Annotated in this window: 18 protein-coding genes; 5 read left to right on the top strand and 13 right to left on the bottom strand. The window is 72.1% G+C overall.

Annotation, left to right across the window (positions count from 1 at the left end):
* Positions 1 to 15: 15 nt before the first annotated feature.
* Positions 16 to 1230: an acetyl-CoA C-acetyltransferase gene (locus ACPPVO_RS10550; RefSeq protein WP_426511028.1), complete on the bottom strand. Its 1215-nt coding sequence runs from the start codon at positions 1228 to 1230 to the stop codon at positions 16 to 18.
* Between the two features lie 140 nt (positions 1231 to 1370).
* Between ACPPVO_RS10550 and ACPPVO_RS10545 the strand changes: the two genes are divergently transcribed.
* A complete protein-coding gene (locus ACPPVO_RS10545) occupies positions 1371 to 2534 on the top strand; it encodes a TetR/AcrR family transcriptional regulator (protein ID WP_426511027.1) in 1164 nt (387 codons plus the stop codon).
* Positions 2535 to 2567: 33 nt separating this feature from the next.
* On the opposite strand, the gene ACPPVO_RS10540 is transcribed toward ACPPVO_RS10545, so the two are convergent.
* Together ACPPVO_RS10540 and ACPPVO_RS10535 are read right to left on the bottom strand one after the other, a co-directional pair.
* The gene (locus ACPPVO_RS10540) at positions 2568 to 3386 is read right to left on the bottom strand and encodes a cutinase family protein (RefSeq protein ID WP_426511026.1); all 819 of its coding nucleotides are present in this window, start codon (positions 3384 to 3386) and stop codon (positions 2568 to 2570) included.
* Positions 3386 to 4942: a hypothetical protein gene (locus ACPPVO_RS10535; protein WP_426511025.1), complete on the bottom strand. Its 1557-nt coding sequence runs from the start codon at positions 4940 to 4942 to the stop codon at positions 3386 to 3388. The genes ACPPVO_RS10540 and ACPPVO_RS10535 overlap by 1 nt, the downstream gene beginning before the upstream one ends.
* A 310-nt stretch (positions 4943 to 5252) precedes the next feature.
* Here ACPPVO_RS10535 and ACPPVO_RS10530 point away from each other — a divergent pair, with 310 nt between their 5' ends.
* Positions 5253 to 5465: a hypothetical protein gene (locus ACPPVO_RS10530; RefSeq protein WP_426511024.1), complete on the top strand. Its 213-nt coding sequence runs from the start codon at positions 5253 to 5255 to the stop codon at positions 5463 to 5465.
* A gap of 19 nt (positions 5466 to 5484) precedes the next feature.
* On the opposite strand, the gene ACPPVO_RS10525 is transcribed toward ACPPVO_RS10530, so the two are convergent.
* Complete coding sequence (locus ACPPVO_RS10525; RefSeq protein ID WP_426511023.1) at positions 5485 to 5853, bottom strand: hypothetical protein; 369 nt, start codon at positions 5851 to 5853, stop codon at positions 5485 to 5487.
* A gap of 92 nt (positions 5854 to 5945) precedes the next feature.
* On the opposite strand from ACPPVO_RS10525, the gene ACPPVO_RS10520 reads away from it, so the two are divergent.
* A complete protein-coding gene (locus ACPPVO_RS10520; protein ID WP_426511022.1) occupies positions 5946 to 6746 on the top strand; it encodes a TrmH family RNA methyltransferase in 801 nt (266 codons plus the stop codon).
* A gap of 53 nt (positions 6747 to 6799) precedes the next feature.
* On the opposite strand, the gene ACPPVO_RS10515 is transcribed toward ACPPVO_RS10520, so the two are convergent.
* Positions 6800 to 7921, bottom strand: coding sequence for an SPFH domain-containing protein (locus tag ACPPVO_RS10515; protein WP_426511021.1), 1122 nt, complete (start codon positions 7919 to 7921; stop codon positions 6800 to 6802).
* A gap of 5 nt (positions 7922 to 7926) precedes the next feature.
* Positions 7927 to 8361 (bottom strand): NfeD family protein, encoded by a 435-nt coding sequence (locus tag ACPPVO_RS10510; RefSeq protein ID WP_426511020.1) that lies wholly within the window; start codon positions 8359 to 8361, stop codon positions 7927 to 7929.
* Positions 8362 to 8472: 111 nt separating this feature from the next.
* Between ACPPVO_RS10510 and ACPPVO_RS10505 the strand changes: the two genes are divergently transcribed.
* Positions 8473 to 9798, top strand: coding sequence for a serine hydrolase domain-containing protein (locus tag ACPPVO_RS10505; RefSeq protein WP_426511019.1), 1326 nt, complete (start codon positions 8473 to 8475; stop codon positions 9796 to 9798).
* A 344-nt stretch (positions 9799 to 10142) separates the two neighbouring features.
* Here the strand turns inward: ACPPVO_RS10505 and ACPPVO_RS10500 are convergent, their stop codons facing one another.
* Complete coding sequence (locus tag ACPPVO_RS10500) at positions 10143 to 10952, bottom strand: DUF3097 domain-containing protein (RefSeq protein WP_360382891.1); 810 nt, start codon at positions 10950 to 10952, stop codon at positions 10143 to 10145.
* A 75-nt stretch (positions 10953 to 11027) separates the two neighbouring features.
* On the opposite strand from ACPPVO_RS10500, the gene ACPPVO_RS10495 reads away from it, so the two are divergent.
* Positions 11028 to 11810, top strand: a complete 783-nt coding sequence (locus ACPPVO_RS10495; protein WP_360382889.1) for a hypothetical protein — start codon at positions 11028 to 11030, stop codon at positions 11808 to 11810.
* Between the two features lie 12 nt (positions 11811 to 11822).
* Here the strand turns inward: ACPPVO_RS10495 and ACPPVO_RS10490 are convergent, their stop codons facing one another.
* The 6 genes from ACPPVO_RS10490 to ACPPVO_RS10465 all read right to left on the bottom strand — a co-directional run bounded on the left by ACPPVO_RS10490 (position 11823) and on the right by ACPPVO_RS10465 (position 17822).
* A complete protein-coding gene (locus ACPPVO_RS10490) occupies positions 11823 to 12611 on the bottom strand; it encodes an HAD-IIA family hydrolase (protein WP_350615321.1) in 789 nt (262 codons plus the stop codon).
* A gap of 23 nt (positions 12612 to 12634) precedes the next feature.
* A complete protein-coding gene (locus tag ACPPVO_RS10485) occupies positions 12635 to 13639 on the bottom strand; it encodes a ferrochelatase (RefSeq protein ID WP_426511018.1) in 1005 nt (334 codons plus the stop codon).
* 455 nt (positions 13640 to 14094) lie between these two features.
* Positions 14095 to 14868, bottom strand: a complete 774-nt coding sequence (gene fabI, locus ACPPVO_RS10480; RefSeq protein ID WP_426511017.1) for an enoyl-ACP reductase FabI — start codon at positions 14866 to 14868, stop codon at positions 14095 to 14097.
* A gap of 32 nt (positions 14869 to 14900) precedes the next feature.
* A complete protein-coding gene (gene fabG / locus ACPPVO_RS10475; RefSeq protein WP_360382912.1) occupies positions 14901 to 15605 on the bottom strand; it encodes a 3-oxoacyl-[acyl-carrier-protein] reductase in 705 nt (234 codons plus the stop codon).
* Between the two features lie 406 nt (positions 15606 to 16011).
* Positions 16012 to 16962 (bottom strand): VWA domain-containing protein, encoded by a 951-nt coding sequence (locus ACPPVO_RS10470; RefSeq protein ID WP_426511016.1) that lies wholly within the window; start codon positions 16960 to 16962, stop codon positions 16012 to 16014.
* Positions 16959 to 17822, bottom strand: coding sequence for a DUF58 domain-containing protein (locus tag ACPPVO_RS10465; RefSeq protein WP_360382910.1), 864 nt, complete (start codon positions 17820 to 17822; stop codon positions 16959 to 16961). Before ACPPVO_RS10465 ends, ACPPVO_RS10470 begins: the two co-directional genes overlap by 4 nt.
* Positions 17823 to 17848 lie beyond the last annotated feature (26 nt).

Here is a 17848-nt window from a genome sequence, read left to right as displayed (position 1 = left end):
GCTTGGCTCCACTTCTCAGAGTCGTTCTACGACGGTCGCAATGCCCATGCCGCCGCCTACGCAGAGCGTGGCCAGCCCGTAGCGCCCGCCGCGCCGCTCCAGCTCGTCGACGAGCGTGCCGAGGATCATGGCCCCGGTGGCCCCGAGCGGGTGGCCCATCGCGATGGCGCCGCCGTTGACGTTGACGATGTCCGGGTTCAGGCCCAGGTCGGCCACGAAGCGCAGCACGACGGCGGCGAACGCCTCGTTGATCTCGACCAGGTCGAGGTCGGTGACGTCGAGCCGGGCCTTGGCCAGCGCCTTGCGGGCGGCGGGCGCGGGCCCGGTCAGCATGATGGTGGGGTCGGCCCCGCTGACCGCGGTCGCCACGATCCGCGCCCGCGGGGTCAGGCCCGCCGCGGCGCCGGCCGCCTCGCTGCCGACGACCACCAGCGCGGCGCCGTCGACGATGCCGGAGGAGTTGCCGGCCGTGTGCACGTGGTTGATGCGCTCCACCCAGTGGTACCGCTGCAGCGCCACCGCGTCGAAGCCGCCCAGCTCGCCGATGGCCGCGAAGGAGGCCGGGAGGGCGGCGAGCCCCTCGGCGGTCGAGTCCGGGCGGATGTGCTCGTCGCGGTCGAGCACCACCAGGCCGTTGCGGTCCCGTACGGGTACCACGGAACGGGCGAAATAGCCGTTCGCCCACGCCTTGGCCGCCCGGGCCTGCGACTGGAGGGCGTAGCCGTCCACCGTTTCGCGGTCGTGGCCGTCGAGGGTCGCGATGAGGTCCGCGCCGATGCCCTGCGGCACGAAGCCGGTGCTGTAGTTGGTCTCGGGGTCCAGCGCCCACGCTCCCCCGTCGGAGCCCATCGGCACCCGCGACATCGACTCGACCCCGCCGGCGAGCACGAGGTCCTCCCAGCCCGAGCGGACCTTCTGCGCGGCGAAGTTCACGGCCTCCAGGCCGGAAGCGCAGAAACGATTGAGTTGTACCCCGGCCACGGTGTCGGGCAGCCCGGCGACGAGAGCCGCCGTCTTGGCGATGTCGGCGCCCTGCTCGCCCAGCGGCGACACCACGCCCAGCACCACGTCGTCGATCCGGGCCGGATCGAGGCCGGGCAGCCGCCCCAGCGTCTCGCCGATCAGCCCGGCGATGAGCGAAACCGGCTTCACCCCGTGCAGGGCCCCGGTCGGTTTTCCCCGGCCGCGCGGCGTGCGCAGCGCCTCGTAGATGAACGCCTCGGTCGTCATGGCCCATGCTCCTCGCTGCTCGGCCGAATGCGAATCGCGCCTAACTTTCCGGGACCGCGCGAACGCTTGTCAAGCAGGGCCGCCGCCGGTTTCCCGCGAGGTGGCGCTAACGTGTAGGGGTGCGACAAGCAGCCGGCGGGGTGGGTTCGACAGCGACGAAACGCCCGAAAGATCGCAAAGACCGCATCGCGCTGGCCGGCGCCGAGCTGTTCTGCGAGCGGGGCTACCACCGCGTCTCGGTCGACGAGATCGCCGCCGTCGTCGGCATCAGCGGCCCGGCCGTGTACCGGCACTTCGCGAACAAGTACGCGATCCTCGTGCACGCCACGCGCGACGTCGTCGGCGCGCTGCTGGCCGCGACCGCCGATCCGCAGGCCACCATCGACGAGCAGCTGCACGCCATCGCCACGGTCGCGGTGGCCAAGCGCCGGGTCGCCGGCCTGTACCAGTGGGAGGGCCGCTACCTCACCGCCGAGCACCGCCGCGAGTTCCGCACGAGCCTGGCCACGCTGGTCGGCCGCATCGCCGGACCGCTGCGCACCCTGCGGCCGGAGCTGACCCCGGAGCAGTGCGGGCTGCTGGCCAACGCGGCCCTCAGCGCCTTCGGCAGCGTGACCACCCACCGCGCCGCCGCCACCGACACCGAGGGCCTGCTCACGCGGGTCGCCTGGGCGCTGCTGCGCGCCGACCCGCCGGACCTCCCGCGCCCTTCGCCTCCGGAGCCGCCCGCCCCGTCCGCCGCCCCGGTCCGCCCCGCCTCACGCCGTGAACTGCTGCTCATCGAGGCGATCCGCCTGTTCCACCGGCACGGCTACCACGCCGTCGCGGTCGAGGACATCGGGCGCGCCGCGGGCATCCAGGCATCCAGCGTGTACCGGTACTTCCCGAGCAAGGCCGACCTGCTCGCGGCCGCCTACTACCGGGCGACCGACCGTCTCACCGGCGCGACCGTGGCGGCGATCGCCGAGGCGACCGACCCGGCCGACGCCCAGCGCCGGGTCGTGCGGGCGTACGTGGCCTTCGCGTTCGGCCAGAGCGACCTGGTCGCCGTCTACCTCGCCGAGAACAACAACCTGCCGGACGAGGACCGCCACCAGCTCCGCGGCGCCCAGCGCCTGCACGTCGAGGAGTGGGTGCGCCTGGCCGGGACGGTGCGCCCGGAACTGGCGGCGGCCGACTCGCGGGTGCTCGTGCACGCGGCCCTCAACGTCGTCACGGACGTGGGGCGGCTCGGCCGCTTCGACCGCACGTCAGGCTACGAGACCCAGACGGCGGCGCTGGCCCTGGCGGCGCTGAACGCCTGAGCCGGCCCCGGCCTACGCGGACGGGTCGCGGCCCTACAGTGTGCCGGCGACCCGGATCGCGACATTCTTGACGAGCCGGCTGTTGGTGTAGCCGGTGTGCACGTTCTCGCCGGGCTTGCTGTCGCGCAGCATAGCGAGGTGGAAGTCGCACACGATGTCGCCCGCGTTGCAGATGTCGTAGGTGCTTGACGCCTTGCTCGACGGCACGTCCTTCTCGCCGACCGTGAACGCGCTGCGGATGCCCTCGGCCGTGAACTCGGCGGTGCCGAACCGCGTCGCGGCCGTCTCCTTCTTCCGGTCGCCGTCGGCGATGAGCACCGTCGCCGCGATGCGCGGGTACAGCACGCGGTTGCCCTCCAGGCGTAACAGCACCTGGTGCATGACCATCGCGCCCTGGGAGTACCCGGCGAGCACGAACCGCGTGCGACCGCACCGGCCGGCCTCGCTGGTGATCGTGGCGACCGCGTTCGTGATGCCCTCGTTGATGCTGGCGGTGAAGCGATCGAGATGGTTGATCTTGTATGACGCCGTGAACGCGACCGTGGCCGACGGTCGCGCCGGCAGCGGCCCGAGCACGGCGAGCCCCAGCAGGAGCTGTTCGGCCGGGTACAGCTTGCGCAGCACGTCGACGTCCGCCGCCGTGTACTTCACCGGAACGCTCCGGATGACGGTCGCGCCGAGCTTGCCCTGCATCTCCTTGAACGCCGTCATCACCTCGGGCCCCATACCGTCGAAGTTCTTGTCCGTCTCGCCCGAGCCGCGTGCCCCGACGAACGTGAAGGCCGGGCACGACGGGCTCGAGACGGCCGCCAGCGGCACCGCGTTGGCGGAGGCGGTGGCGGCCACCGCCATCAGGGCCGCGGCAATGCCGACGAAGACCGCGCGTGCGCCGGCACTTCGCTGGGGGCGGCGGTGCCGGGGACGGTGACGGAGAACGCGTTGCTCGGACACGTCGGACTACCTTTCGTCGGGTCGGAACCGGCCTCCGTCGCGATGGAGCCGGCTTTCGTGGTGACGGAGCCGGCTTTCGTGGTGACGGAGCCGGCTTCCGTGGGGACGGACTCGGCTTTCGTGGTGGCGCAGCCGGCTTCCGTGGTTACGGAGTCGGCTTTCGTGGTGACGGAGTCGGCTTTCGTGGTGACGGAGCCGGCACAAACGCCGGCGACGAGCGCCGCCAGCGCCGGTATGACGGGGATGTGGAGCGGGAAGTCGACAGCGGCGGCCATCGCCGTCGCCGCGGCGACGGCCGCACCCACCGCCCAGCCGTCGCCGGCGGTGGCGCGGGTCCGGCAGAGATGACGGACGGCCGACCACGCCGAGATGAGCAGCGCCAGACCTCCCGGCACGCCGTAGAAGAGCAGGTACTGCAGCGGATCGCTGTGGGCCAGGACGGCCCCGGTCTCGCCGTGTACCAGGGCGAGCAGGCGTCCCGGGCCGACGCCGAAGAACCCGCCGGCCCGGGCCTCGGCCAGCGTCGAACGCCACAGCAGCAGCCGGCCCGCGACGCTGCCGCCGTCGAGAACCCGCCCGTGCAGCGCGACAACGGCGCCGATCGTTGCGCCGGCCAGCGCCGCGCTCGTCACCGCCCGGAAAGCCCGGCCGCGTGGGGCGGCGAGCAGGCCGCCCAGGCCCACGGCCGCACCGACCACGGCCGGCGCCAGGGCAGCAACCCGCGCCGCGTGCGGGAGTACAACGGCGGGCAGCAGGCCCGCGAACGCGACCGCGGTCCAGCCGGCGGCTCGGGTCAGCACCGTGGCCGCGGCGCGGTCGTGGAGCCGCAGCAGCAGCCAGCCCAGGACGGCCGCGGCGACCGCCGCCCGGGACTGTGTCGCCAGCAGGCCCGTGGCGAGCACCCAGCAGCGCACGAGGCCGGCCCGGCCCGGGAAGCGGGCCGCGTGACCGGCCGCGACGAGCAGGCCGATGAGCAGGACCAGCCCGAGCGCATTGGCGTAGCCGAGCGTCGCAGTGGCCCGCCAGCCGCTGGTCTGCAGCTGAGCCAGGCCCGGGAGATGCCCGGCGACGCCGGCCCAGCCCAGGAACCCGGCAACCGCGGTCAGGTCGGCGACCGCACCGAGCAGCCGGGCCGCGTTCCCGGCCCCGTGGGCCCGGACCCCGGCCGCACCGAGCGCGACAGCGGCGAGCGCCGGAGCGAGTGCGACCGCCGCCGCCGACGGCACCCGGTGCGCCCACGACGAAGCGGTGACCGCGAGGGCAATGGCCCCGGCCGGCATCACGAACTGCGTGGTGCGTACGACCGCCCACCATCGCGGCGTCAGGAGCAGGGCCGCCACGGCCAGCGCCAGAAAGATCTGGCGGTCGGTGGAGAAGAACGCTCCCTGTCGGAGCAGCCCCCACAGGACGGCCCCGAGCACTACCGCGAGGTACGCGTTGCGGCGGTCCCAGGACATTTGCGTACCCCGCCTCTTCGACCTTGCGCCACGGCGTTCGCCGGGTCTGTCGAAGACGGTATTGACTTGCGTTCTCCGGCGAATCCGTCGCGCGGTCCGGCGGTTTCGAGGATCGGAGTCCGACGGTGCCGCGTCGGCGTAACCCGTCCGGGTACTCAGACGGCCGCTCTCGCCCCGTCCGGTCCCGGGGGACCGTTGTCGCGCACGGCTACCATGTGCGTGCCCGTGATGATGGTGCCGGGTTCGGCGTGTTCGTGCTCGGCACCGGCATGGGCATGATCACCAACCTCGTCACCGGCGACCCCGGGCGATGGCCGCGCGCCCTGCAGCCGTCGCCACGTACTCCCCCGCCATCGGCGGCGCCGTCCTCGTCGCCGTCGGGGCCAAGGCCGCCTGGGATCTGTGGCGCAGCGGGTACCGCCGGCCCGAGTGGCGCGACGGCAACCCGTATCCGGGCCTGGTCGCCTACACGCCGCGCTGGGCCGCGGTGTTCTTCGGCCGGGACCGGGAGCCGCCCGCCTGACGCCCGGGCGTGTCGCCGCTCAGCGCTGGAAGGTGGGCCACCGGGTCTTCTCCGGCCACATCGCGATCGCCTCGTCGAACGACGACACGTACGTGCCGGCCTTGCGCTTGACGATGACGCGGCCGGACGTCTGGGTGTTGGTCCAGTACTGCCCGCGCATCTCTTCGGTGCCGTACAGGCGCAGGACCGCCGCGCCGTGCTGGGTGCCCGCACCGGCCGTGAACTCCCGCCGCAGCGCGTAGGTGTAGGCGACGTACCGGATGTCGCTCTCGGGGCGCACGACGAGGCTGGCCGTGTCGGAGAGCCCCTCCTGGCCCTGGGTGAAGCTTTGAATCACCAGCGTCGAGAACGTCTGCCGGACCACGAACACGATGGGCAGGCACAGCACCCGCCCGGAAGTGTCAATCGGCGGCGGCGCCGGAGCCCGGCTCGGCCGAGGGCAGATCCATAGATCGCGCCGCGCACGGCAGAATCGGGCGGGTGCCGGCCACGGAGTTGATAACCACACCCCACGATGAGCGACTCGGCGACTATCGAGCGCTTACCGACGTCGAGCTCCGTACGCGATGGGAGCCACCCAACGGCCTGTTCATCGCGGAGGGCGAACTCGTCCTGCGCCGGGCCCTCCGAGCCGGCTACCGGCTCCGCTCGGTCCTCATCGACGCCAAGCGCGTCACGCAGCTCGACGACCTGCCGCTGTCGGACGTACCCGTGTACGCCGGCGACCAGGCCACCCTCGAGGCGATCACGGGCTTCCACGTGCACCGCGGGGTGCTGGCCTCGTTCCACCGCCGCCCTTCGCTCACCGCGTCCGAGGTCCTGGCGACGGCCCGGCGGGTCGCGATCCTCGAGGACATCAACAACCACACGAACGTGGGGGCGATCTTCCGCGGGGCGGCCGCGCTGGGCATGGACGCCGTTCTGCTCTCGCCGACGTGCGCCGATCCGCTGTACCGCCGCAGCGTTCGCGTGAGTATGGGCGAGGTGTTCGCGGTGCCGTACGCCCGCCTCGAGCCCTGGCCGTCCGCGCTCGAGGCCGTGCGCGCCGCGGGCTTCACGCTGCTCGCGATGACCCCGGCCCCGGACGCGGTCGCGATGCGCGACCTGACGCCGGCGCAGCGCGCGCGTTCGGCGCTGCTGCTGGGCGCGGAGGGGCCGGGCCTGACGGACAGCGCGCTGGCGGGCGCCGACGTGCGCGTGGTCATCCCGATGCACAACGGCGTCGACTCCCTGAACGTGGCCGCCGCGGCCGCGGTGGCGTTCTACGAGCTCTGCCGCTGAACATGCCGAGGGCCGCCCACCAGGGGCGGCCCTCGGTCTCGGTCGGGCGCGGGTCAGGCGCTGTCGCGGTCCGGCGCCGGCGGGGCGTCGAAGGCCGCCGGGGAGACGACCGGCGAGCCCGGGAGCTGGCGAATGCCCTGATCGCCTGAGACCTGGGCCGCCGCGGCGGCGGCCTCGGCGCTCGCGGCCGCCGCGGCCTCTTCCGCGGCGCGCCGGGCCTCCAGGACCTCCTCCGACTCGGCCTCCTCGATCGCGTTGCGGTCGACGTGGCGCGCGCGCTCGTCGTTCGACATGGTGGCCATGCCGCCGAGGGCGCCGCCGATGCCCTCCAGGGCCTTGGTCAGCTCGACCGGCAGGATCCACAGCTTGTTGGACTGGCCGGCGGCGATCTGCGGCAGGGACTGCAGGTACTGGTACGCCATGACCTTCGAGTCCGGGTTCGCGACGTGGATGGAGTCCACGACGGTCCGGATGGCCTTGGCCTGGCCCTCGGCGGTGAGGATGCGCGACTGGCGGTCGCCCTCGGCGCGCAGTACCGCCGCCTGCTTCTCGCCTTCAGCGGTCAGGATCTGTGACTGCTTGAGGCCCTCGGCGTGCAGGATCGCGGCGCGGCGGTCCCGCTCGGCGCGCATCTGCTTCTCCATGGAGTCACGGATGCTCGGCGGCGGCTCGATCGCCTTGATCTCGACGCGGGTGACCTTGATGCCCCAGCGGCCCGTCGTCTCGTCCAGCACGCCGGAGAGGTGGCGGTTGATCTCGTCGCGGCTCGTGAGGGCCTTCTCGAGGTCGAGGGAGCCGATCACGTTACGCAGGGTGGTGACGGTCAGCTGCTCGATGGCCTGCAGGTAGGAGAAGATCTCGTAGGTCGCGCGGACCGAGTCGACGACCTTGAAGTACAGGACGGTGTCGATCGAAACGACCAGGTTGTCGGACGTGATCACCGGCTGGGGCGGGAAGTTGACGACCGCCTCGCGCTTGTCCACCTTGTTGCGCACCGAGTCGACGAAAGGCACCAGTACGTTGAGGCCGGGGACGAGCGTCCGGCTGTACTTCCCGAGGCGCTCCACGACATACTCGACCTGCTGTGGCACCACCTTCACGGACTTGACGACGGTGATGATGCCGATGAGGGCGACGGCGATGATCAGCACCGCCAGGAACACGCTTGGATCCACTGGGCTCAATCCTTCCACACCATTGCGGTGGCACCCTTGATCTCGATCACCCGGACGCGATCGCCCGCGGCGAAGGTCTGCGTGGCGTCGTACGGCCGGGCCCGCCACAACTCCCCGTCGATCTTGATCATGCCGCTGTCGGTGTCGACATCCTCCAACACGAGCGCCATCGAACCCTCGATGGCCTCGACACCCATCTGGGTGTCGCGTTCGTCGCGGTGCATGTACCGGCGCAGCGTGGGCCGCACCGCCACGAATGACAGCGCACTCGCCAGGGCGAAGACGGCGGCCTGGACCGGCTCGTTGGCCCCGAGGGCGGCGGCCCCCGCGGCGGCGAACGCGCCGATCGCGAACATCAGCAGCACGAACGTGGTCGTGAAGACCTCCGCCGCGACGAGAACGGCGCCGACGATCAACCAGACGATCAGCCAGACATCCACACCTCGATCGTGTCACGCCGATGCTCGTCGCGTCGCCCTCGGTGACCGCCCGTTGCGGGATCCTTGCGAAACTGCCGCCACCCTCCCGCGCGGTGGACAGTTGGGCTGGTCGTGACCCCCGCGCCCCTCCTGCCCGAGACCATCACCAGCATCGATGAACTGGTCGCCCGCGCCCACGCCGCCGCCCGGGTCCCGACCCTGGTCGCGGGCGTTGTCCGCGACGGCGCCCTGACCCACACGGCCGCCGCCGGCCCCTACACGGCCGGGCAGCAGTTCCGGATCGGGTCGATTACCAAAACCATGACCGCCGCCTTGGTACTCGCACTGCGCGACGAAGGCCGCCTGGCCCTCGACGACCTGCTCTACCGCCACCTGCCCGGCACCCCGGTGGGCGCCGTGACCCTGCGCCAGCTCCTGGGCCACGCGGGCGGCGTGCAGCGCGAGCCCGACGGCGACTGGTGGGAGCGCAACGGCGGTACCGACGTCGAGACGTTCCTGTCCACGCTGACCGCGGACAAGGTGGCGTACCCCCCGCTGCACGGTTTCCACTACTCCAACCTCGCCTACGGCCTGCTGGGCGCCGTGGTGAGCCGCCTCGGCGGCGAGGACTGGCGCGAAATGCTGCACAAGCGGGTCCTGCGCCCGCTGGGCCTGGAGCGCACCACGTACGCCGCGGCGGAGCCGTTCGCGCGCGGGTACGTCATGCACCCCTGGCTCGACCGCATGCGCGAGGAGCCCCGCCTGGACGCCGGCGCGATGGCCCCGGCCGGGCAGCTGTGGTCGACAGTCGGCGACCTGGCCCGCTGGGCCGCGTTCCTGGCCGACCCCGACCCGGCCGTGCTCGCGCCGGCGACGGTGGCCGAGATGTGCAGCCCGGTGGTCCTCAGCGACCTGGAGTCCTGGCGCAAGGGCCACGGCCTGGGCCTGCAACTGTGGCGCCGCGGCGAGCGCGTCTTCGTGGGCCACAGCGGCTCCATGCCGGGCTACGTGTCCGTCCTGGCGGTACACCGCCCGTCGCGCACCGCGGTGGTGGCGTTCGCGAACGCGTACACGATGCATCATCCCGGCGGCCTGAGCGCCTTCGGCCTGGACCTGCTGGAGACCGTCCTGGAGCGCGAGCCGGCCCGCCCGGCCCCGTGGAAGCCGGGCGCACCCCCGCCGCCGGCCGTGGCGCCGCTGACGGGCCGCTGGTGGTGGATGGGCCGCGAGTACGAGGCCGGCTGGATCGAAGGCCACCTGACAATCACCCCGCTGACCACGGCGGACGCGCCGTGGCGCTTCGAGCCGGACGGCCCGGCGCCGGACCGCTGGCGGGGCCGCTCGGGCGAGAACGACGGCGAGCTGCTGCAGGTGCGCCGCACGCCGTCGGGCGAGGTGGTGGCCCTGGACATCGCAACGTTCGTCTTCACCCGCGACCCGTGGCCGACGCTGGACTGACGCCTCGGGTTTCGAGACCCGCGGGGATCGCCGCCGGAATCAGTCGCAGGCCGCGCCCCGGGCGCTCTGGATGCTCGGGTTCACCCCCGGCCCGTGCCCGACGCTGGGCTGACGCCGCGGGGATCGCCGCCGGAATCAGTCGCAGGCCGCGCTCCGGCGCTCGTTCGGGCACGAAAAGTCGGGCGCTCCGCGCCACGACTTTTCGGACTTATGCCCCGTCAGGCGATAAATCCGATATGTCGAGCGCAGCGGGGCGCGCCAGCGCCCGACATATCGGATTTCAGAGGTCTCGCCGGACTCGTCACGATCATGTCGAGCACAGCAAGGCGCCCTAACCGCGGACTTCACACGTCCTCGTCGGGCTCCGTCACGAAGTCGATCAGCCGCTCCATCGAGTTGATCAGCGGCGTCTCCACGTCCCGGAAGCTCGACACCGACGCCAGAATCCGCCGCCACATGTCGGCCGGCTCGGCGACCCCGAGCGCCGCACAGACGCCCTCCTTCCAGGGCTGCCCCGGCGGCACGACCGGCCAGGCGCGGATGCCCACCGCGGCGGGCTTCACGGCCTGCCAGACGTCGACGTAGGGGTGGCCGGTGACGAGCACGTACGGCGACTGCACCGACGCCACGATGCGGCTCTCCTTCGAGCCCGGTACCAGATGGTCCACGAGCACCCCGAGCCGCGCCACGGGACCGGGGCCGAACGCCCGGATCGCCCCCGCGAGCTCGTCGATGCCGTCCAGCGGCTCCACGACCACGCCCTCGATGCGTAGGTCGTCGCCCCAGATGCGCTCGACCAGCGCGGCGTCGTGGATGCCCTCGACCCAGATGCGGCCGCGGCGGGCCACCCGGGCGGTGTGCCCGGCCACCGCGATCGAGCCCGACGCGGTGCGCTGCCGCTGCGGCGGCTGCTGGCGCTGCGGCGCCGGGCGCACCAGTGTGACCGCGCGCCCCTCCAGCAGGAACGCGGCGGGGTCGAGCGGGAAGTTGCGCCGGTTGCCGTGCCTGTCCTCCAGGATCACGGCGCCGAACTCGAAGCCGACCACGGCCCCGCAGAAGCCCGAGTCGGCGTCCTCCACGACCAGCTCGAGCTCGGCCTCCACGACGGGTACCGCGCGCCGGCGCCGCCAGTCGTTGTTCGCCAGGACGTCCATGGCCGGGAAGCGTATCGGCTGACGGCCTGTTCGCCTGCGAGACATACCGGCACGTCAGCACGTACCCTTGCTCCCATGTCCCCCGCAGCACGCGCGGCGACCCTCCAGGCGCGCCGCTCGGCGCGTTTCGTGGCATGGGTCCGGGCGTGGCGCGCCGGCCTGGTGCCGTGCGACGACGCCGCCGCCGAGATCTCCGGCGACGAGGAGCACATGGTCTCCGACGTCCCCGGCACCTGGAAAGACGTGTCGCTCGCCGACGCCCTCCCGGCGTTGTCCAAGCTGCACCCGGACGAGGTTCGCCTGGTGCTGCCCGCGCCCGGCGACCCCCGCGGCCTGCCTGGCCCGGGCCCGTTCACCGGGGCGGCCATCCTCGCCGGTGAGGGCGTGGTCGCGGGCGGGCTGGGCTTCGTGCCGGAGGTGCGCCTGCACACGTCGGGCTCGGGCGACGAGTTCGAGACCGTGCGCTGGCAGGTCTTCGCGCTGCCCGAGGAGCGGCCCGGCAACCACGAGGCGAGCACGGCCGAGGCCGAGGCGGAGCTCTCCGCGGAACTGGCCACGGCGACGCGTACCCTCGCCAAGCTCGACATCGCCCAGTGGCGCCCCGAGCTGGCCGGCGCGATCGAGGCCCTCCGCAAGCCCGACGGCGCGACCGACCTCCCGCCGGGCTACGACCCGCGGGCCCGCCGCCTCTACGCGCGGGCGAGCATCCTCGACCGCGTGCTGGCCCTCGCCGAGCACGCGGCCCCGGGCGGCGCCATCAACGGCTACGAGGTACAGCAGCGCGACGCCGCCCTGCGGCCCCTGACCACGGCGTGCCGCCGGGCCCTGGTGGCCGCCTGCAACGCCCCGCTGCTGTAGCTCGCCGGACCGTCAGACCTCGTCGATGAGGTGGGCGACGGACGGGATGATGCGCGAGGGGCGGTAGGGGTAGCGCTCCACGTCGGCCGTCGTGCTGATGCCGCTGAGCACCAGGATCGTCTCCAGCCCGGCCTCCAGCCCGCACAGGACGTCGGTGTCCATGCGATCGCCTATCATCGCCGTGGTCTCGGAGTGGGCGTCGATGCTGTTGAGCGCCGAGCGCATCATCATCGGGTTGGGCTTGCCGATGAAGTACGGCTCGATCCCCGTCGCCTTCGAGATGAGCGCGGCGACCGCGCCACAGGCCGGCAGGGCGCCCTCGTTGGACGGCCCGGTGGCGTCCGGGTTGGTGCAGATGAACCGGGCGCCGTTGTTGATGAGCCGGATGGCGGTGGTGATCGCCTCGAAGGAGTACGTCCGAGTCTCCCCCAGCACGACGTAGTCGGGCTCGGTGTCGGTGAGGATGTAGCCGACCTCGTGCATCGCCGTGGTGAGCCCCGCCTCGCCGATGACGTAGGCAGTGCCCCCGGGGCGCTGCGTGTCGAGGAACTCGGCGGTCGCCAGCGCGGAGGTCCAGATCGCGGACTCCGGCACGTCGAACCCGATGCGGCGCAGCCGGGCCTGCAGATCGCGCGCGGTGTAGATCGAGTTGTTGGTCAGAATCAGGAACGGCTTGCCGGACGAGCGCAGCCGGTTGACGAACTCCGGTGCGCCCGGCACGGGCTCGCCCTCGTGCACGAGGACCCCGTCCATGTCGGTGAGCCAGGACTCGATGGGCTTGCGTTCTCTCACGCGCAACATACTCCCTCAGCTACGTTTCGGGCTCACGCGCGTTTCGGTGACGCGCAGCAGTCGGCCGGGCAGAAGTCCCAGGTGGGGACGGTTCCGAGCGCGTGACGCACATTACTGTGAGCAAGGACGCGCTCGTCGACCAGCTCTCGGATCATGTCGACGAACCGCGGGTCGGCCCCCGGGGTGGCCGCCCGGGCGTAGGCGAGCCCGAGCCGCTCGGCCGTCGCCTTCGCCTCGGTGTCGAGGTCCCACACCACCTCGAGGTGGTCGGAGATGAAGCCGATCGGGCTCACCACGACCTCGCCGACCCCGTCCTTGGCCAGCGCCTCCAGGTGGTCGTTGACGTCCGGCTCGAGCCACGGCACCTGCGGCGGCCCGGAGCGGCTCTGCCAGACCAGGTCCCAGGCCAGCCCCGGGGCGGCGTCGGCGGCGACCAGGGCCGCCGTCTCGCGCAGCTGGGCCTCGTACCGGCCGGCGCCGCCGGGCCCGCTGGCCGCGTTCATGGCCGTGGGGATCGAGTGCGCGGTGAAGACGAGCCGCGCCGGCGCCGCGCCGGGCAGCGAGGCCAGCGCCGCCCGCACGGCGTCGGCGTGCGGAAGGACGTAGCCGGGATGGTCGTGGTAGTGCCGGATCTTGTCGATGACCGGCGCGCCCGGCACCTCCGCCCGCGCCCGTTCGATGTCGTCGAGGTACTGCCGGCACGACGAGTACGACCCGAACGGGCTCGTCACGAAGGCGATCGCGCGCCGCACGCCGTCGTCGCGCATCTGCCGAACCGTGTCGGCGAGCATCGGGTGCCAGTTGCGGTTGCCCCAGTAGATCGGCAGCTCGAACCCCGGGCGCAGCGCCTCGATCAGCTCGCGGCACTGCCCGTTGATCGGCGAGACCCCGCCGAAGTGCCGGTAGTGCCCGGCGACGGCCTCCAGGCGCTCCCGCGGGATGCCCCGGCCGCGGGTCACGTTCTCCAGGAACGGCAGGACGTCGTCCTGGCCCTCCGGGCCGCCGAACGAGAGCAGGAGGAACGCGTCGTAGTCCACACAGCCATTCTCCTCCGGAGGGATTTTTTCCAAGGCTCGGGTCCGCGTCACCTGCGGACCGTTGCTCCCGCCAGAAATCCCGGCGTCCGTGCCGCCAAGAGCAGAACCGATATGCCGGCCGCTTCGCGGCCGGACCGGCCGCCCAGAGCAGATCCGAAGTGCCGGCCGCTTCGCGGCCGAACCAACCGGCACAGCAACCCGATATGCCGGCCTCTTGGCGGCCGAACCGGCCGCCCAGAGCAGATCCGATATGTCGGCCGCTTCGCGGCCGAACCAACCGACACAGCAACCCGATATGCCGGCCTCTTAGCGGCCGAACCGGCCGCCCAGAGCAGATCCGATATGTCGGCCGCTTCGCGGCCGAACCGACCGACATATCGGATTTTTCGCCCGACGGGGTATACGCCGGAACAAACGACGGGGCCCGGCTCCCGCCGGGCCCCGTCAGCGCCTGCTCAGGCGACGCCGCCGATGGCGTGATACCCGCCGTCGACGTGCACGATCTCGCCCGTCGTGGCCGGGAACCAGTCCGACATCAGCGCGCAGCAGGCCTTGCCCGCGGCGGCCTGGTCGTAGAGGTCCCAGCCCAGCGGCGCGGCCTTCGACCAGGTGTCCTCGAACACGGCGAACCCGGGGATCGACTTGGCCGCCATCGTGCGCAGCGGCCCCGCGGCCACGAGGTTCACGCGGATCCCGCGCGGCCCGAGCTCCCGCGCCAGGTACCGCGACGTCGACTCCAGCCCCGCCTTGGCCACGCCCATCCAGTCGTAGACCGGGTACGCCCGCGTCGCGTCGAAGTCCAGCCCGACGATCGAGCCGCCCGGGCCCATCAGCGGCAGGCAGGCCACGGCGAGCGACTTGAACGAGAAGGTCGACACGTGCACCGCGGTGGCGACGTCCTCCCACGGCGCGGTCAGGAAGTCACCGCCCAGGCAGCTGGCCGGGGCGAAGGCGATGGAGTGCAGCACCCCGTCGAGGCCGTCCACGTGCTCGCGCACCTTGTCGGCCAGGCCGTCGAGGTGCTCCTGGTTGGTCACGTCGAGCTCGATCACCGGCGCCTCCTCCGGCAGCCGCTTGGCGATGCGCTCCACCAGCGACAGCCGGCCGAAGCCGGTGAGCACGACCTTGGCGCCCTGCTCCTGGGCGAGCTTCGCGGCGGCGAAGGCGATCGACTGGTCGGTGATGATCCCGGTGATCAGCAGCCGTTTGCCCTCGAGAAGTCCTGCCATGGTTCCGGAGTCTCCCTAGAGAAAGAAGTGGTTCAGTGACCCATGCCGAGGCCACCGTCGACGGGGATGACGGCGCCGGTGATGTACGCCGCGGCGTCGCTGGCCAGGAACGTCACCACGTCGGCGACCTCCTCGGGCCGCGCCATGCGCCCCAGCGGGATGTTCTTCTTGTACTCGGCCTGCGTCGCCTCGGGCAGCACCGCCGTCATGTCCGTCTCGATGAACCCGGGCGCGACCACGTTGGCGGTGATGTTGCGGCTGCCCAGCTCCCGCGTGATCGAACGGGCCATGCCCACCAGGCCGGCCTTGCTGGCGGCGTAGTTCACCTGGCCCGGGCTGCCGTAGAGGCCTACGACCGAGGAGATGAAGATGATCCGGCCGAAGCGGGCGCGCAGCATCTTGCTCGCGGCGCGCTTGGCGCAGCGGAACGAGCCGGTCAGGTTGGTGTCGATGACGCCGGTGAACTGCTCCTCGCTCATGCGCAGCAGCAGCGTGTCCTGCGTGACCCCGGCGTTGGCGACAAGCACCTCGACGGGGCCGAGCGCGTTCTCGACCTCGGTGAACGCGGCGTCCACGGCGGCGCTGTCGGTGATGTCACACTGCACGCCGAAGAGGCCCTCCGGAGCGCCGGAGCCGCGGTGCGTCACGGCGACACGGTCGCCCTGCTTGGCGAACGCCTGCGCGATCGCCAGTCCGATCCCTCGGTTCCCGCCGGTGACCAGCACGGTCCTCGCCACGGTGCCGCCTTTCGTCGAGCTCATGAAAATGCTGTAGGGAGAGTAGGCGCTACCGCGTGGTAGGAGCTAATGCGCCGGGTGGCTGATGCCGGCAGTGGCGCGGAGGCGTACGATTGCGTCGTCCGACTTCCGGCCGCAATGACGGCTGGACTCGATTCGCTGCCCGTCCGGCACGGCAGCCGCTCCAACGGAGGTGATCGCTGTGCGAAGTAGCGATCCCTCCAGTCGTGGCCGGTAACAGCACAACACCCGCCACGGCTTCCGTGTGTCTGTTCTCTCCTTCTGCCTGAGACAACACCCGTTGGAGCATTCCGTGAGCCGTTTCGTCGCGCCCGTTGGTTTCTTCCTGGCCGCCGCGTGGGTCGCCGCCCTCTTCTTCATGGTCGGCGCCCACTGACCTCCCGCGCTACGGCAGCCGCGAGCCCCACAACAGGCTCAGCGCGCCCGCGCACAGCGCCATCAGAAACCCGAAGCCCAGGTACCACTGGGTGATCTCCCGCGGCTTCGTGCGGTAGCCGATGGAGCTGCCCATGTCCGTGTACACGCGCTTGAGCTCGTCCTTGCTGGCGGCCTCGTAGAAGTACCCCTTCGTGACCTCCGCCACCTTCTGCAGCGACGGGCGGTCGACCGGCACCCGCTGCGGCGTGTTGCCGATGCGCACCACACCCTCGTCGGTGCCGAACGCGATAGTCGACACCGGCACGTTCGCCGCCGAGGCCGCCGCGGACGCGTCCTCCAGCGAGCGGCCCGCGGTGCGGAAGCCGTCGGAGAGCAGCACGATCCGGGCCGGCGGCGGGCCGTTGGCACCGTCGGCGGGCACCGTGCGGATCGCGTCGAGGCTGGTGAAGACCGCCTCGCCGGTCGCCGTCGACTCCTGCAGCGTCAGGCCCTCGATGGCCTGCAGCACCGAGTTGCGCTCCTTGGTCGGCGAGACCAGCACGCTCGCCGTCTTGGCGAACGAGACGAGCCCGACGTTGAAGCTCGCCGGCAGCTGCTTGACGAAGTCCGCGGCCGCCGACTTGGCCGCGTCGATGCGGGTCGGGGCCACGTCGGTCGCCTGCATGGACAGCGACACGTCGATGGCGAGCATGATCGTGGCGCGCTCCAGCGGCTCCTTGGTGTCGACCGAGGGTCGGGCCATGCCGAAGGCCAGGATCACCAGGCTGAGCAGGAACGCCGCCGCGCTGACGTGCCGGCGCGCGCCGATGCCCTTGGGCACCAGGCTGCTGAGCAGGTCGACGTTGGTGAAGCGCACCGCGAACGCGCGGCGGTGCAGCTGGCGCCAGACGTACACCCCGATGATGCCCGCGACGGGCAAGAGGGCGAGCAGCCACCACGGCGAGAGCAGTCGGATCATCGGGTCGTTCCTCGAGTTCGGGCGTGTCGCTGGGCCGCGACGAACCGGACGATGTCCAGGAGCCAGTCGGAGTCGGTGCGCAGCCGCAGGTGGGCCGCGTTCGCACCGCGCAGGGCCGAGGCTATCTCGGCCCGCTGGGCGGCGGCCGCGTGCGCATAGCGGTGCCGCAGCTTCGGATCGGCCGTCTGTACCTCGTGCATGCGCCCCGTCTCGGGGTCCACGAGCGCGATGACGCCGACGTCGGGCAGCTCCAGCTCCCGCGGGTCGACGACCTCGACGGCGAGCAGGTCGTGGCGCACGCCGAGCTTGCGCAGCGGCCGCGCCCACTGTTCCGGCGGCGTCATGAAGTCGGAGATGACCACGGCCATGCCGCGCCGCCGCGGGGGCCGGTTGAGCATGTCGATGAGCGCGCCGAGGTCGGCGCGGCCGGGCCGGCCCCGGGTCAGCGCGATCGTGCGGAGCAGGCCCTGCGCGTCCTTGCGGCCCGGGCGCGCGGGGAGACGGGTCAGAGCATCGGCGGTACCGACGACGGCTCCTATGCGGTTTCCACCACGGACCGTCAGGTGCGCGACGGCGGCCGAGGCGGCGATCGCGAGATCGCGTTTGAGGTGGTGCGCCGTGCCGAAGTCGAGGCTGGCACTCAGGTCGACCGCGAGCCAGGTCTCCAGCTCCCGGTCGGCGACGGTCTGGCGCACGTGGGGCAGCGTGGTGCGAGCGGTCACCGGCCAGTCCATGCGGCGCACGTCGTCGCCCGGGCGGTACTCCCGCGACTCCCCCGCCTCCGTTCCCGGCCCCGGCAGCAGGCCGAGGTAGTCACCCTGCAGCAGCCCGTCGAGCTTGCGCGTGACGAGCAGCTGCATGCGGTTGAGGACGACCTCCGCGCGGG

The sequence above is a fragment of the Dactylosporangium sp. McL0621 genome (assembly GCF_049995355.1).
In the GTDB taxonomy this organism is placed as follows: Bacteria; Actinomycetota; Actinomycetes; order Mycobacteriales; family Micromonosporaceae; genus Dactylosporangium.
The sequence above is the reverse complement of the archived record's forward strand: the minus strand, read 5'-3'. Positions and strand labels throughout refer to the sequence as shown.

Excerpts from the sequence above, each read along its gene's own strand:
- ACPPVO_RS10550 (WP_426511028.1), bottom strand. The coding sequence starts at position 1,230 with ATGACGACCGAGGCGTTCATCTACGAGGCGCTGCGCACGCCGCGCGGC.
- ACPPVO_RS10540 (WP_426511026.1), bottom strand. The coding sequence starts at position 3,386 with ATGGCGGTGGCCGCCACCGCCTCCGCCAACGCGGTGCCGCTGGCGGCC.
- ACPPVO_RS10535 (WP_426511025.1), bottom strand. The coding sequence starts at position 4,942 with ATGTCCTGGGACCGCCGCAACGCGTACCTCGCGGTAGTGCTCGGGGCC.
- ACPPVO_RS10530 (WP_426511024.1), top strand. The coding sequence starts at position 5,253 with ATGGCCGCGCGCCCTGCAGCCGTCGCCACGTACTCCCCCGCCATCGGC.
- ACPPVO_RS10500 (WP_360382891.1), bottom strand. The coding sequence starts at position 10,952 with ATGGACGTCCTGGCGAACAACGACTGGCGGCGCCGGCGCGCGGTACCC.
- ACPPVO_RS10495 (WP_360382889.1), top strand. The coding sequence starts at position 11,028 with ATGTCCCCCGCAGCACGCGCGGCGACCCTCCAGGCGCGCCGCTCGGCG.
- ACPPVO_RS10490 (WP_350615321.1), bottom strand. The coding sequence starts at position 12,611 with ATGTTGCGCGTGAGAGAACGCAAGCCCATCGAGTCCTGGCTCACCGAC.
- fabI (WP_426511017.1), bottom strand. The coding sequence starts at position 14,868 with ATGGCAGGACTTCTCGAGGGCAAACGGCTGCTGATCACCGGGATCATC.
- ACPPVO_RS10470 (WP_426511016.1), bottom strand. The coding sequence starts at position 16,962 with ATGATCCGACTGCTCTCGCCGTGGTGGCTGCTCGCCCTCTTGCCCGTC.
- ACPPVO_RS10465 (WP_360382910.1), bottom strand. The coding sequence starts at position 17,822 with ATGCAGCTGCTCGTCACGCGCAAGCTCGACGGGCTGCTGCAGGGTGAC.